Source organism: Catellatospora sp. NPDC049111 (genome assembly GCF_040648615.1).
Taxonomy (GTDB): Bacteria; Actinomycetota; Actinomycetes; order Mycobacteriales; family Micromonosporaceae; genus Catellatospora; species Catellatospora aurea.
The window spans coordinates 1-12,491 of the sequence record NZ_JBEZEB010000058.1 but is presented as its reverse complement, the minus strand read 5'-3'; the positions used below and the strand labels follow the sequence as shown (position 1 = coordinate 12,491).

Annotated in this window: 12 protein-coding genes and 1 pseudogene; 9 read left to right on the top strand and 4 right to left on the bottom strand. The window is 67.4% G+C overall.

Features of this window, described 5'->3' with window-relative positions:
- Positions 1 to 179: 179 nt before the first annotated feature.
- The 5 genes and pseudogenes from AB0B66_RS40450 to AB0B66_RS40430 all read left to right on the top strand — a co-directional run.
- Positions 180 to 632 (top strand): annotated as a pseudogene (locus AB0B66_RS40450) (M23 family metallopeptidase); the annotation flags it as partial.
- 161 nt (positions 633 to 793) lie between these two features.
- Entirely contained in the window at positions 794 to 1,699 is a 906-nt protein-coding gene (locus AB0B66_RS40445; RefSeq protein ID WP_360540355.1) for a helix-turn-helix domain-containing protein, read from the top strand.
- A 550-nt stretch (positions 1,700 to 2,249) separates the two neighbouring features.
- Entirely contained in the window at positions 2,250 to 2,882 is a 633-nt protein-coding gene (locus tag AB0B66_RS40440) for a hypothetical protein (protein WP_360540353.1), read from the top strand.
- A 120-nt stretch (positions 2,883 to 3,002) separates the two neighbouring features.
- Positions 3,003 to 3,725 (top strand): GGDEF domain-containing protein, encoded by a 723-nt coding sequence (locus AB0B66_RS40435; RefSeq protein ID WP_360540351.1) that lies wholly within the window; start codon positions 3,003 to 3,005, stop codon positions 3,723 to 3,725.
- Positions 3,722 to 5,032: a hypothetical protein gene (locus tag AB0B66_RS40430; RefSeq protein WP_360540349.1), complete on the top strand. Its 1,311-nt coding sequence runs from the start codon at positions 3,722 to 3,724 to the stop codon at positions 5,030 to 5,032. The genes AB0B66_RS40435 and AB0B66_RS40430 overlap by 4 nt, the downstream gene beginning before the upstream one ends.
- A 101-nt stretch (positions 5,033 to 5,133) precedes the next feature.
- Here the strand turns inward: AB0B66_RS40430 and AB0B66_RS40425 are convergent, their stop codons facing one another.
- On the bottom strand, positions 5,134 to 6,186 hold the full coding sequence (locus AB0B66_RS40425; RefSeq protein ID WP_360540347.1) for a phosphatase domain-containing protein: 1,053 nt from the start codon (positions 6,184 to 6,186) through the stop codon (positions 5,134 to 5,136).
- A 26-nt stretch (positions 6,187 to 6,212) separates the two neighbouring features.
- Here AB0B66_RS40425 and AB0B66_RS40420 point away from each other — a divergent pair, with 26 nt between their 5' ends.
- Positions 6,213 to 6,419 carry a hypothetical protein gene (locus AB0B66_RS40420; RefSeq protein ID WP_360540345.1) on the top strand — a complete coding sequence of 69 codons (207 nt, stop codon included), beginning with the start codon at positions 6,213 to 6,215 and terminating at the stop codon, positions 6,417 to 6,419.
- A 606-nt stretch (positions 6,420 to 7,025) separates the two neighbouring features.
- Here the strand turns inward: AB0B66_RS40420 and AB0B66_RS40415 are convergent.
- Entirely contained in the window at positions 7,026 to 7,490 is a 465-nt protein-coding gene (locus AB0B66_RS40415) for a DUF4259 domain-containing protein (RefSeq protein WP_360540344.1), read from the bottom strand.
- A 461-nt stretch (positions 7,491 to 7,951) separates the two neighbouring features.
- Positions 7,952 to 8,542 carry a hypothetical protein gene (locus AB0B66_RS40410; protein WP_360540342.1) on the bottom strand — a complete coding sequence of 197 codons (591 nt, stop codon included), beginning with the start codon at positions 8,540 to 8,542 and terminating at the stop codon, positions 7,952 to 7,954.
- A gap of 193 nt (positions 8,543 to 8,735) precedes the next feature.
- Between AB0B66_RS40410 and AB0B66_RS40405 the strand changes: the two genes are divergently transcribed.
- From AB0B66_RS40405 to AB0B66_RS40395, 3 genes are all read left to right on the top strand, one after another.
- Positions 8,736 to 10,388 carry a hypothetical protein gene (locus AB0B66_RS40405; RefSeq protein WP_360540340.1) on the top strand — a complete coding sequence of 551 codons (1,653 nt, stop codon included), beginning with the start codon at positions 8,736 to 8,738 and terminating at the stop codon, positions 10,386 to 10,388.
- Between the two features lie 545 nt (positions 10,389 to 10,933).
- On the top strand, positions 10,934 to 11,362 hold the full coding sequence (locus AB0B66_RS40400) for a hypothetical protein (RefSeq protein ID WP_360540431.1): 429 nt from the start codon (positions 10,934 to 10,936) through the stop codon (positions 11,360 to 11,362).
- 23 nt (positions 11,363 to 11,385) lie between these two features.
- Positions 11,386 to 11,898: a DUF2716 domain-containing protein gene (locus AB0B66_RS40395; protein WP_360540429.1), complete on the top strand. Its 513-nt coding sequence runs from the start codon at positions 11,386 to 11,388 to the stop codon at positions 11,896 to 11,898.
- A gap of 234 nt (positions 11,899 to 12,132) precedes the next feature.
- Here AB0B66_RS40395 and AB0B66_RS40390 read toward each other — a convergent pair whose 3' ends face one another.
- Positions 12,133 to 12,291, bottom strand: coding sequence for a hypothetical protein (locus tag AB0B66_RS40390; RefSeq protein WP_360540338.1), 159 nt, complete (start codon positions 12,289 to 12,291; stop codon positions 12,133 to 12,135).
- Positions 12,292 to 12,491 lie beyond the last annotated feature (200 nt).

Genomic DNA, 12,491 nt, shown 5'->3' with positions numbered 1-12,491 from the left:
CCGAACAGCGAACGACCTACGTGGTGTGGCGGACTCTTCCGCCACACCACGTCCTTTCCCCATCCCTGGAGATGATCATGGTTGGCAAGGCAGCCGCTCTCACCGTCACGATCGCCCTCGCCGCACTGCTGCTGTGCCTGGCAGGACCGGCACTACTGCTCGGCGCCGAAGCTTCGCCGGCCGGCTGCGGGACGCCCGGTCCGATGGGCTGGACACAACCCGTGCACGCACCTGTCTGGAGCCGCTGGCGCACCCCGTCACGGCCACGCCACAACGGCGTCGACCTCGGCGCAGCCCGCGGCACCGCCATCTGCGCCGCCGCAGCCGGCACCGTCGTCCGCGTCCGCTGCAACATCATCCCCGCCGGCTGGGGCTGCGACCGCGACGGCTCACCCACCCAGGTCACCGGGTGCGGCTACTACGTCGACATCGCCCACCCCGGCGATCTCTACACCCGCTACTGCCACATGCTCCAGCCACCACCGGTGACCGTCGGTCAGACCGTCACCGCCGGCCAGCCGATCGGCATCGTCGGCTCGTCCGGACACAGCTCAGGACCACACCTGCACTACGAGGTCCACGACGGCGGCACCAGCTGGAACACCGCAATCGACCCCATCGCGTTCATGGCCCGCGTGGCCGTGCCACTCGGTCAATCCGACCCACATGTCCATGCTCTGCACCCGGCAAGTGCGGTCGTGGTGCCGGGCGGCCGGCCCGCTGGCCGGACCGCCGGCCACGAGGAAGAAACCTTCACACCTGCGCGGCAGGCCTTCAACACGCTGGAGCGACCGTGAGCATCGAAGCGATCAACTGGGTACTCGACGACGCACCAGACCTGCCCTCCAACCTCGTCGCCACGCTGATCGCGCTCGCCAACCACGCCGACCGCAACGGCAAAGCCGCAGCACCCTCCCAGAAACGCATCGCCGCCTACACCCGCAAGAAGCCCCGCACGGTCCGCGCCGACCTCGCCGCGCTCGAAACCCTGGGCCTCATCCGCCGCGGCGACCAGAACCACGTCGCTTTCCTGCCCGCGGACCGCCGGCCCGTCGTCTACGACCTGGCCACCGAACGCCGCAGCAACCCCGACCCCGCACCCGCCGCGCCGACCGCCGGCCGTGCCGACGCCGCGGACAACCCCGCCCACAACCGGGCGGCACCCTGCCGCCGCCCGGCGGTTCACCACCCCCGGCCCACACCGCCGGGCGGCGGCACACCGCCACCCGTACACAATTCGGTGACCAGCACAAACCCGCAACGGGAGGCGGTACACCGCCACCGAACCATAAACAAGGAGGAGGAAACCCCTCCAACGTCCGGCCCGGTCGACCATGCCGTCGAACTCCTACTCGGACTCGACGACCCATGGCGCATCGGCCAGCACACCGCCACAGCACTCGCCCCGCACATCACCACGGCCCTGGCCGCAGGATGGGACATCCAGGCCCTGACCGCTCACCTGTCGGCCAACCCCGACGGCGTGCGCTCCTACACCGCCGTGCTGCGAGCCCGGCTCAGAGATCTACCTGCCCCGCCCAGACCGCGCCGTGTTCCGCAGCCGCCACCACGGCAGAAGCCGCCGGCATGGTGTGGCAGATGTTCACCGAAGTCGCGGATGATCGCCTCGCCGGTCCACGCGGGCAAATTCGTCCGCTGCACCGAATGCCACACCGACAACGCCATCCGGGACCGCTGATCTTGGTAGCCGGATCGAACTCCAGAACCTGCTGATCCTGCTGGGACCAGCCACCGACTGCACACGCATCTGCGTCCCCGGGGCTGGAAAAACACACTCCCCACAACCATCGCAAGGTGACCGGTGCAGATCGGCCGTCGGCCTGGACCGCCAGCCTTCTAAACCGGCCTTCGACGACGAAGGCCGCAGCGACATGCGATCAAACCTCGACCGCATCGAAGCACCACGGACCTGGCTGCACACCGAGTCCAGGACCATCACGCCGCAACCGCGCACCAGCGACCAACCAGCATCCGGCAGCGGCACACCCTGCCGGGCACCTGAACGCTGACCTGCTCCCGCGGCGTCAAGAGCCGCCACCCCAGCAACACCATCCCCGGCCGTTGCCCGGCCGACCGCGCGATCCCGCGCACCACCCGGGCACGGCCGACAGCCGTGCCCGGATTCCACCAACCCGAAAGGGAGAACCCGTTGCACACCAACGACCCGAGCCCCGGTGGGCAGCCGCTGACAGCTGAGGCCGTCTACCGCCATGCCCAAGGCGGCGGCGATGAGTAGACACCGCTGCCGAGCCCACCGGCCCGGCCACCACGGCGACACCTGCATGAACGGCCCGTGCGGATTCTGCGGCACCGACCTGCAGACCACCGCCTCGAGCGAATGCCGCTCGTGCCTGCTGATCGTGTGCGAGCAGTGCGACGCCGGATACGACCCCGCCCAGGGGCCGATCTGCGTCCCATGCGCGCGACCCGGTAACGGCTGCGGCGCGGACAGCCCACCGTCGGACGGCTGGCAGCTGCACCGGCTGTGCGTGTTCCTGCTGTCGCTGACGTGCGGGCACCAGGTCAGCCTGTACGTCAACGGCTGGTACCCGGCCAGCGTGGCCTGCTGCGACCGGCTCGGCGGCACCACCCTGCACGGCCAGCACGTCCCGTACGCCTCCGGCGTCGACTACGTCCAGGTGCTATCCGAACGCTACAAACACCGGCCACCCGGCACGCCGCCAGAGCCATCCGCGATACGCGGCCGATGGCCTCGCACCGACGACCCCTACCGCTCGCCGCACCCCGGCGGCGATTCCAGCTCGGGACGGCACCCGGCCCGCGTCGGCGCCGCATGGAGCCTCAACGGCTCCACCACGCCGGCAACGCCGAGCTGCCCGCTTCCCGAAAACGCCGTCTGAACATCGGCAGCAAAAGCACACGGCCCGCCAGAAGGCGGGCCGTCCTCACATCAGAACCCGGGACGCCACGCCTCGACAACGAACGCGTCCCGGGTTCTCCAACCTCAATTGGAGAGTCCAGTGTTCACCGCCCTCGTGGTGATCGCCAGCATCTACACGGCGACCACCTTCCTCACCGGGGCCTTGACCGGCTCCGCACTCGCCACCCTGGCCGCCCGCCGCATCTTCGGCGCAATGCGCGCCCAGCTGGCCGACGCCGCCCGGCAGCTCGCCCACGACCCCCTCACCGGCATCCACAACCGGCACAGCCTGCGCACCGCGCTCGCCGACTTCGCCGCGGCCCATCCGGCCCAGCCGTTCGTGGCCGCACTGATCGACCTCGACGGGTTCAAGGAGATCAACGACAACCACGGCCACATCGTCGGCGACGAAGTCCTGATCGAGATCGCCGAACGGCTCGCACCCATCGCGGCCTTCTACGGCGGTGCCATCGCCTGCCACTGCAGCGACGAGTACGCCGCTCTTTTCCCCGTCCGCCAGCACGGCATGGCCCGCATTGCCGCCCTCCGGTCGGCCGTCGCAGCGCCGATCGAGGTCCAGGCCGACAACGGGCGTGTCTTTGTCGCACTGTCCGCCAGCATCGGCATGGCCGTCGTCGACAGCACCGACCTGTTCGAGGAGGCCGCCCTTCACAACGCCGACATCGCCATGTACCACCCCAAGCGCGGCGGAGGGAACCAGCACACCCTCTGCACCCCCGGCATGACCATGCCGCCGAGCGAGGCCCGCCGCGGCCCGCGCCTGCGCGACCTGCACCACAGGCAGGACGAGGTGAGCGCATGAACCCGCACACCCCGGCGATGGCCTGCACGGTCTGCCTGATGCCGCTCAACGTGCTCAACGGCGAGCACGTGCATCCTCGGTACTTCGACGGCGACGGGCACCGACCCGTCCCCGTCCCGACCGCCAGCCTGGACACGGTCCTGCACATGTGCGACTTCTGCGGCGACTCCAAGCCCCTGTGGATCCACATCGGCGGCGAGCAAGTGCTGCGCGTCGTCAGCGGCGGATCCGAGACGCTACAGGGATACGGCGCTGCATGGTCGGCGTGCGTCGCCTGTTCTGCCGACATCGAAGCCGGCCGCTACCAGGAACCGGCCAAACGCGCCGCCTTCAAATTCGGCCGGTTCGACGAACTGCTGTGGGTGGCCGCCTCGGCCATGCACGCACCGTTCTTCGAGCAGCTGCAACCCGGTCGCACCCTGCTCACCACCACACCGTGGCCCCCGGCCCGGCTCACCGCCGACATGATGCCCAAGGTCCGCGACCGGCTGACCGGACTGCTACGCGGCCCAGTCAACCTACCCGACCCTGTCATCGATCCCCGCCAGCGTCGAGCCCTGGCCGCACGGCTGGACCTGATCCCGATGTACTGGATCAACCACGAGTACACCGCCCAGGTCCAAGCCGTCACCGCCGACCAGCCCACCGCCTGGGTCAACGACGACCTGGTGCCCTCCGAGGCCGGACTACTCGCCTGGCCCGAACCCGTCGGTCACCCCGGCCAGCTCGCCGCCGCCTCCTGGATCGCACACGAAGACGGATGGCTGGTCGTCGGCTACCGGAGCATCGGCTCCGGCGCGGGCATCGACGAAGCCCTCATGCCGACCCTGCGGCACCAGGTCGGCTGGCTCGTGCCCATCCGAACCGAGTACATCCCCCGCGGAACCGGCATCGATGGAGCCCACCCGCTAGGCCCCTTGGCCACCACGTGGCTGTTCATCCACCAGCGTATGACCGAGACCATCGCGGCCAAGCCCGACAAGGCCACCGCCAAAGCCTACGCACGTGCCAAGCGCCCCGCACCGGAGGTCAGGATCGTGCAGATCCGGCCACGGCCCACCCCGTCAGCACGCGAAGCGACCAACCCGGTCAGCCCCGGCACCAGGGCCAAACCCGACTACCGCTTCTGGGTGTCACCACACGACCGGCAGCAGGCATACGGCCCCGGCCGCACCCTCCGCAAGAAGATCGAGATCCAACCCTTCCTCAAAGGGGACCAACACCTTCCGATCAAGCTGAGTACCACCGTCCGGGCGCTCGGCAAGTCGACCGCAAAGGACGCGGCGCAGGACACCAGCCAGGAGTGACCCGAGTATGTGGTGGTGGGCTCGGCCCACCACCACATACGCAATGCAGCACTTTCTACGTTTCATCCCCATCCCCGCGACTTGTCACCGGACAGGAAGCGTCACAACAAGCCCGCCTCACGCATCAGCCCGGCAAGGCCCGCTCCATCGGGCGCGGACAGCAGCCGCTGGCCGGCCAGGCCTGAGGACTGCGGCAACTCCGACAGCGTCGGCAGCGCGCCCGCAAGCACCGACTGGGTAGGCGATAGCCGGCGGATCGCGATCGCTGCGACGTTCGCCGGGTGACTCGCGGCGAACTCCGCATAGATACCCGGATCGTGCTGGCCGTCGTCGCCAATCAGCAGCCACCGGACATCCGGGAACTCCTCCGCCAGCCGCCGGAGGGCCGCGCGCTTGTGTTCTCGGCCGCTGCGGAACCAGCGGTCCTTGGTCGGGCCCCAGTCGGTCAGCAACAGCGGACCGACCGGGTAGAGGTGGCGCGACAAGAACCGGGTCAGGGTCGGTGCGACGTTCCACGATCCGGTGGACACGTAGATCACCGGTGCGCCCGGATGGGCATTGGTAAGCCGCTCATACAGCACCGACATGCCCGGGACCGACGCTCGGGCGAACTCGTCGAGGATGAACGTGTTCCAACCCGCTCGCAGCGGACGCGGCAGCGACGTGACCATCACGGTGTCGTCGATGTCGGAAAGGATGCCGAACCTGACGGCCGGATCGACAATGTGGATGGGCGCCTCGACCGGCTCGGCGCCCTCGGAGCCGATCCGCACGCTGCGCGGGCCCGAGGTCAGATCGGACGAGCAGGTGAAGTCGATGAAGCCGCCCCGATCAGCAAAGGCCTCGTAACGTATGCCGTTGACCTCGACGACGACGGGTGCGTTCATCACGGACAGCGTGGCGAAACTGCGCCATCCGCGAATCTTCTTCGCCCGCTTGCGTGGCTTGCTGATGCTCGGCCGGGCCAGCAGCACCCGGCCGAGGACCCGAACCCAGCCAGGGCCCCCCTTCGCTGCCAGTCCGTAACCCGGAAAGGCAACGATGGTGGGCTCCCAGCCGCGCCTACGCATCCTGCGCTCGAACGCGACGTGCACAGCATCCTCGATGCGGGCGGCACGATGCAGCCGGCGTTCGGTGATCGGCTCCAAGGTCACCTGTTCAGCCTGTCACACCGCCTGGCATGCCGGACAACGGCGTACAGCGGGTTCACGAGGGCCGTATACGAGACGGCAAGGCGGAGCAGGAGCGGTACCACGACGTCGGCAGCGTGTCGGTGAGGGGTGCGCAGGTCCGGTTCATCGACGTCGCCGGGCGAGCCGTGGATGAGATCGCGAGTGAGGTGATCGACGTGGCTCCGAGTGTTCGCCGCCAGACGGCGGCCGATTGAGCCGCATGTACCGGCGAGTCGTAGGTCTCCTCGGTTCGCTCCGCGGAGATGCCCAACCCGGCGACGCAGGCAACCAGCGCGGCATGGAAGCGGCTTTTGCTGACCTCGCCATGCCACGAGAGACCCAGCAGCCCGGACCCGGGTGGTCATGGATATGGAAGATCGTGGCCACCGGCCGCGACTACTCTCCAACTTCCCGTCCACCGTGGTCACGTCCCCGCTAAGCCCGTTCCCACCTTCGGTGACCCGACGAACCTGTGCGGCGTCGGGCTGCGATGGGAGAGTGGAGCCCGGCTCACACGTCAAATCCGAGCCGGGCGGGTACGTCACTTGACGATCGTTCGGTCTGCGCGATGTCAGCCCAACCGCAGATCGGCGGCCATTCTGGTCATGTAATGGGGGTTCATCTCGCCCCGGAGACTCTGGACTTCATCCCCAAGCTGTTTTTCCTGGTGAGCGCCCCTCTTGAGGGCGCGTTTCGGAGTGCTTCTCGGCTGACTTCTCGAAGTGTGGGCAGCCTTCGGCTGCCTGAGCAGATTCTGAGCGAGCAGGTCGCTGCTGTGGCGCCACGGAACAGAGGGTGCCCGCCGCTGGGTTCTTCGCTGCCTAGAACAGGGGTGGGGGAGCGTCGGTGACCTGCTCGCCATTACGCGACTGTGCCAGCACTGCTCGAAGGCTGCGGATGTTGTCGAACGCGGCGTTGGCGGCTGTGCCGGCGGCGTCCTGCCAGAGGTCGAGCCATTCGGAGTTTTCGGCCATGATCCGGTCGATGGCGTCTACTGCGAGTGTCGCCAGGTCGTCGGGCAGGTGCAGGCTGCCGCCGTCGATTAGGAAGTCAGGCGCGTAGGCGGAGGTGATCGGTTGGCCTCCGGTCAGCGGTGCAGCGACGATCGCTGCTGCGGCGATCGCTTCGCAGGCTTCGGAGGAGTCGAGGTAGTCGTCCTCGTCGGCAGTCTGGGTCAGTGTGACGCGGATCAGTGTGAGGCGGTCGTCTGGGCTGGCGTCGTTGAGGTCACCGCACCAGTCGGCGGCAGTGTCGTTGTCGAACGGTCCGGTGTCCCAGGTCCCCATGCTGTCCTCCTCAAGGTCAACCGCGCCGGATTGTGGCATCGGCGACCCACAGAACCATGACTGACCTGGTGGCGCAGGTCAGCGGTGGTCTGAGGCCAGCATGTAGCACCCGTGCTCCAAGCGAAAGAAGTCCTCGAACACCACTGCGTGATGGTTGGGAGCGTTGGCACACATTCGCGAGACGACGTGAGTCCGGATCGTGGACTCGCGGTATGTGCTGCCTCGCCGGAACATCTCCAAGACGACCTGCTGCACGGTGAAAGTCCGATCGGTCGATCGCGTCGCCAGGTCCCGAGCGACATCAAGTATTTCATCGCGAGCAGTCATACGCTGCACGATGCTCCGCTGCCCTGCGATCGCCAAGCCGACGTTCGGCCAAGAACGCAGATGGCACAGCCGCTGAACAAGGAAAGTCGACACGTCCGCCAACTCGAGTCCGGCTGGTCTACAACCGAAACAGATCACAGGGCGATCGGGGTACAGGCCACGACGTGTTCGATGATCTCCTCGGCCGTCCAGGACCGTCCGGCGGGCCAGAAGATCATGTCGCTGATGTGCAGACATCCGGTTCGCCGCTCCAGACCTTCCAACCACCAGCTGGTAGATCGCTCGTCCCCGCCTTCAGCGGTCAGGAGCGTGCGCACGATGTCGGTCGCGGCGTCCTTCGTGAGCGGATCAGGCAGCCGCCCGGACCTTACGTAATCGAAGTAGTCCTCGGCGGCGACGCCGAAGTTTGCCCACCGCTCCCGGACGGCGCCCGTGACCTGCTCGGAAAGCTGGAGGGCTCCGGCGGCATCATCGACCTCGGCGAGCACCTCGCCGTCGTCGGCGTCGGGAACCAGCGGCGGGAACTCCAGCAGATCACCGAAGAGCTCACCGCCGACGTCCCAGCTCAAGTACAGCACCACCCTGTACCGGCCGTTGCTGCAAGGCTCGACTGCCACCCATCGGATGCCGCGACGCTCATGGTGGAAGGCCGGGCCGAGAAACTGCTCGATCGAAACCGACCGGCGCAGGGCGCCGATCGCGAACGACTCGCTCAGGTATCGCACCGGGCGAGGCTAACCCAGTCCGAGTACTGGCTGGACCCGCGAACCGGTTTGGCGATGTCGGCTGCCTGAGCCTGTGATCACCAGCCGAGCGACTCACGGTCGTCGCAGCGAACCTGCGGCAACCGCTGGCCAGGCCGGCTTAACGCACACCGATCGTGGTGGAAGCGCCTACACAGGCGTCAGGGAAGACGCCGTGTTGTACGGCGGGTTCAAAACGGGGAATGATCACCTGATGGTGGACGTCGAACGGCCTGAAACGGACATGCTCGAAGACGCTTTGATGGCGTTGTTCGACACTGATGGCGAGGCTGCTGACTCCTTCGGATGGCTGCTCGGTGGGGCGGCAGGATCGCCAGTGGGGATCGGCGCTGTGCTGATCCGCGCGACGTCTCCGGTGACCTCGACGGAGCACCGCGACGTGCTGGTACAGGCGCTCCAGTACGCACTTACCGGCGTAGACAACCGGGATGACCAGAGCCGCGCCTACCTGGAACTACACCGAGACGTCGCCAACGCAAGCCTTGAGCTGCTGCGTCAGCGCGGGCCGGTTCCATGGCGGTCGGACGACGTCGCGCACCTCGGGGCGGGCACCGGCCTCACCCGGGCAGAGAGCGCGCTGGTGCTGGCCGGACTGCCGGTACGGGACTGGGACGACAACGAGTTTCTCGATGAGACGCAGCGATCGATCCTTGACCTGACAGCGCGCGAGGCCGAGATCGCCCGGATGGAGCTGCTCACCGTGCCCGCTGCGCACCGCGTCAAGATCCTCGACGCGGCCATGCCCGACCGGGCAGCGGCGTTGTGGCACTGCGGGCCCGACATCGGGCAACTGCGCTCCACCTGGACCGCCCTACAGGGTCGCCGCACGCCAGTACGCGAAGAACTGCTCGCAGAGCTCGGCAGCGTGATGGGCTTCCCCACCGACATCCTGCGAACCTTCACGACACCCTCGCCTGGCGACTGGCTGCACACCGACGGCGAGTGCACCACCGACCGCGGTGCCGTGGACACCACGGCTCCCCACGGGGGCGAGCCGTTCAGCGACCGTCAACTGCCCAGCGCAGCGAGCGGTCTGGCCTGGCTGGCCTACCACCTACCCGCCGGCGACCCGATCCAAGCCAACCTCGCGCACATCTACGAGCTGATCCGGCAACGCCTCCGCAACCCCAACCTCCTGATCGGCACCGTGCTCCTCCACCACGATGCGGCACCGGATGTGCTGCCACAAGGGATCGCCGTCGGACAGCGTCTTCCATCCGGGCAGACGTCCTACCACCTGCGTCCAGCGTTCATCACCGGTCCAGATGATCCCGCACTCGACATGGTTCCCGACCACAGCCCCATCTCGATCCGACTCATGCTCGACCCGGCGTTCGGCCGCATGATTCAGACCCTGGACACCGACGGGCTTCCACCAGGCGCCTACAGCCAGAACGCACTGCTGTCCGCACCACACCTCGTCGAACGCATCGCGAAGCAATTCGACCTGAACATGGCAGCCGCGTCGCTGTACCTACAGTTGCTGGCACTACCCGACCCGACAGACGGCCACCTGCTCCGCTGGAATGGCTGGGAAGCAGAACAGCTCGCAGAACTCGGGTCGGTGCTCCTACAACGACGACTGCTCGTCGGAGCCTCACGCCCGGCGTCAGGGCGTCGATACTTCATCCCAGGGCCCTGGCTCGAAAGAAGATTCGTGCCAGCCTTCGAAGCATGGAAGTCCGCCCTCTACGGCTTCGCCCCCGACCAGGAGCCGCCCTACCGCTGGACACTGGTCAGCCGTCCGGTCACCGAGCTGTTCCAAGCGGCAGCCGACCGCGTGACCTGCGGCGACACACCTCGCTAACCCGGCGCTGCAGGAGCAGGCCGGGTGGGCAGGGACGGGCCCCGGCTATCTCCAGGCACTCGCCGACGCCCCGACGTTTCCGCACGTAGACGATCAGGAGGGCGAGGTTCTCACGATCAGGAGTGGCACGGTAGCCATCTTCAGCGCGGCCACCGACGGGACCGGCGAGTACTCAGGCCACTCGTGACTGCGCGCCCGGGTCCGCCTCCGATCGTTCACGGGCCGCCCTCCGCGGACATCGATCCGGGCCTACTGCTGCAGACTGGCAGTCGCGCGTTTCGCCTCAAGGTCCGGTGGTACACCGTTCTGGACAACGATGCTGCGTTGCTCGCCGGCTCCTCACTCCGCTCTGCCTCGACGGTTTCTGACCGGCTGCCCGTCACTTTCAACGTCGTGATCGTGCCGTCCTGCGTGAGTGATCACGGCCTGGTTTTTAGCTGCGGGATTGGTGCGATCTCTGCGATCATCGTGCCGTGACCAGCAGCGCTGCTTCGTATCGGGAGTCGCCTTCGCCGTCCTTGGTGGCGGCGTGGCTGGCGCTGGGCATGGTCGACATCGACCGGGTGCCGTGGTGGGCGGCGCAGTGGCTCGCCGATGGGCATGACGGGCCAGCGCTGCGTGAGCTTGCTGGCCTTGGTGCCCACGACATCGGGGTGCATGATCTCTTGCCGTCGGCCCTGACTGAGGCGGGTGTGGATGTCCCTGCTGACGAGGTTGCGTCGGCGATGGTGATCTTCACTGATCTGGCGGCGATGTGCCTGGCCGGGCGCGCCGACGAGAGGTGGGTGGCCCAGAAGGTCGAGGAGGTCGTTAGCCTCAGCGAATACTCCTCGCAGGTCATCGACTTGCCTCTCGGGCAGGTCTACGGGGTCGATGATGCCTGGGCTGGCGGCTGGGGACCGTCGCCCGACGAACTTCGGGTCGAGGTACGCGCCGCATGCCAGGCGCAGCTCAACGCGGGCAGCCGGCCATGATCGAGTAGTGTGCGGCGGTGGCGATGAGGGCGTACCAGGAGCTGAGCACCGAGCAAGCGGCGGTGTGGGACCGCTTTTATGCACAGTTCGACTTCAGGCCCAGCATGCACCGCTTTCCGGCGATCACCGAGCCCACCCCGTCGGTCACCTGGAGCCTGAGCAGCCTCGGCGATGATCCCGGCTATACACGGCTGGACCAGCTGGTGGAGGCCGTGCACGCCGGGCTGACCGCGCTGGTCGGTGACGGGTCGATCCTGTGCCTGGACTGGCAGCACCCCAGCTACCGCGTTTGGCCCAGCCTCGTCGGGCCTGACAACATCGACCCACCCGGCGGACCAGGCTGGCCTCTGTCGCCATATCCCGACGGCGACTACTTCATCTACCTCGCGGAGGACTTCCGGTTCGGCACTTTTGGCCATCCGTGGGAGCCGTCGTTGTGCGTCTTCGGCGGCGACCTCCTGGACCTGGTCGAAGCCGAGTTGCACGAGGCCCTCGGCCAGGTCATACGCCGCGACGGCCAGCAGGTGACGGTATGAGCGAAGACCGCCAACGTGAGGCCGCACGGCCAGACTAGCCGGGCGCCGACCTGACACCGTCCGCCGCCGCCCGGCCTTGGCGGTCATGGAAGCAGCAGCTCACTGGCCATCGTGATCATGTACTTAGGGTTCATGTAGCCCCGGAGACAAACCAAACTCCAACGTCGAGGCCAGAGTGTTGCTCATCTTTGTGTCGGTGGGCGACTTGACCCCCAACATGCTCGGCCGCCGCGGTCAGGTCTCGTCCGCGAGCTGCGTGCGTTCGTCGCGCACTTGTTCGAGCATGGCCGTGTCAGACGCGAGGTCTGGGTATTCGACCTGGCGGTCGAGTTCGACGACGAGTTCGAGTTCGCTGATCGCTCGGTCGAGGTGACCGTTTGCGCGGTGGATCATCGCGAAGTTGTACCGGGCGACTGCTTCGGGACTGCCTCAACCCCGAGAGTCAACCAAACTCGGGACAGTCCCGGCATCCATGGCGGAAGTGTTCAGCCGTAAGGACAATGCCGGGAAGATAAGCGTTGCCGCTGGTAGGGCCGCGTGTGCCCGAGGCGGCTCGGGTTGATGATCAGCGCCCCGGCGTGGCGGCATCGATA

Bases quoted from the DNA above. Each gene is read 5' to 3' on its own strand.
- AB0B66_RS40440 (WP_360540353.1), top strand. From the start codon at position 2,250: ATGAGTAGACACCGCTGCCGAGCCCACCGGCCCGGCCACCACGGCGAC.
- AB0B66_RS40430 (WP_360540349.1), top strand. From the start codon at position 3,722: ATGAACCCGCACACCCCGGCGATGGCCTGCACGGTCTGCCTGATGCCG.
- AB0B66_RS40420 (WP_360540345.1), top strand. From the start codon at position 6,213: ATGCCGGACAACGGCGTACAGCGGGTTCACGAGGGCCGTATACGAGAC.
- AB0B66_RS40415 (WP_360540344.1), bottom strand. From the start codon at position 7,490: ATGGGGACCTGGGACACCGGACCGTTCGACAACGACACTGCCGCCGAC.
- AB0B66_RS40400 (WP_360540431.1), top strand. From the start codon at position 10,934: ATGGTCGACATCGACCGGGTGCCGTGGTGGGCGGCGCAGTGGCTCGCC.
- AB0B66_RS40395 (WP_360540429.1), top strand. From the start codon at position 11,386: ATGAGGGCGTACCAGGAGCTGAGCACCGAGCAAGCGGCGGTGTGGGAC.
- AB0B66_RS40390 (WP_360540338.1), bottom strand. From the start codon at position 12,291: ATGATCCACCGCGCAAACGGTCACCTCGACCGAGCGATCAGCGAACTC.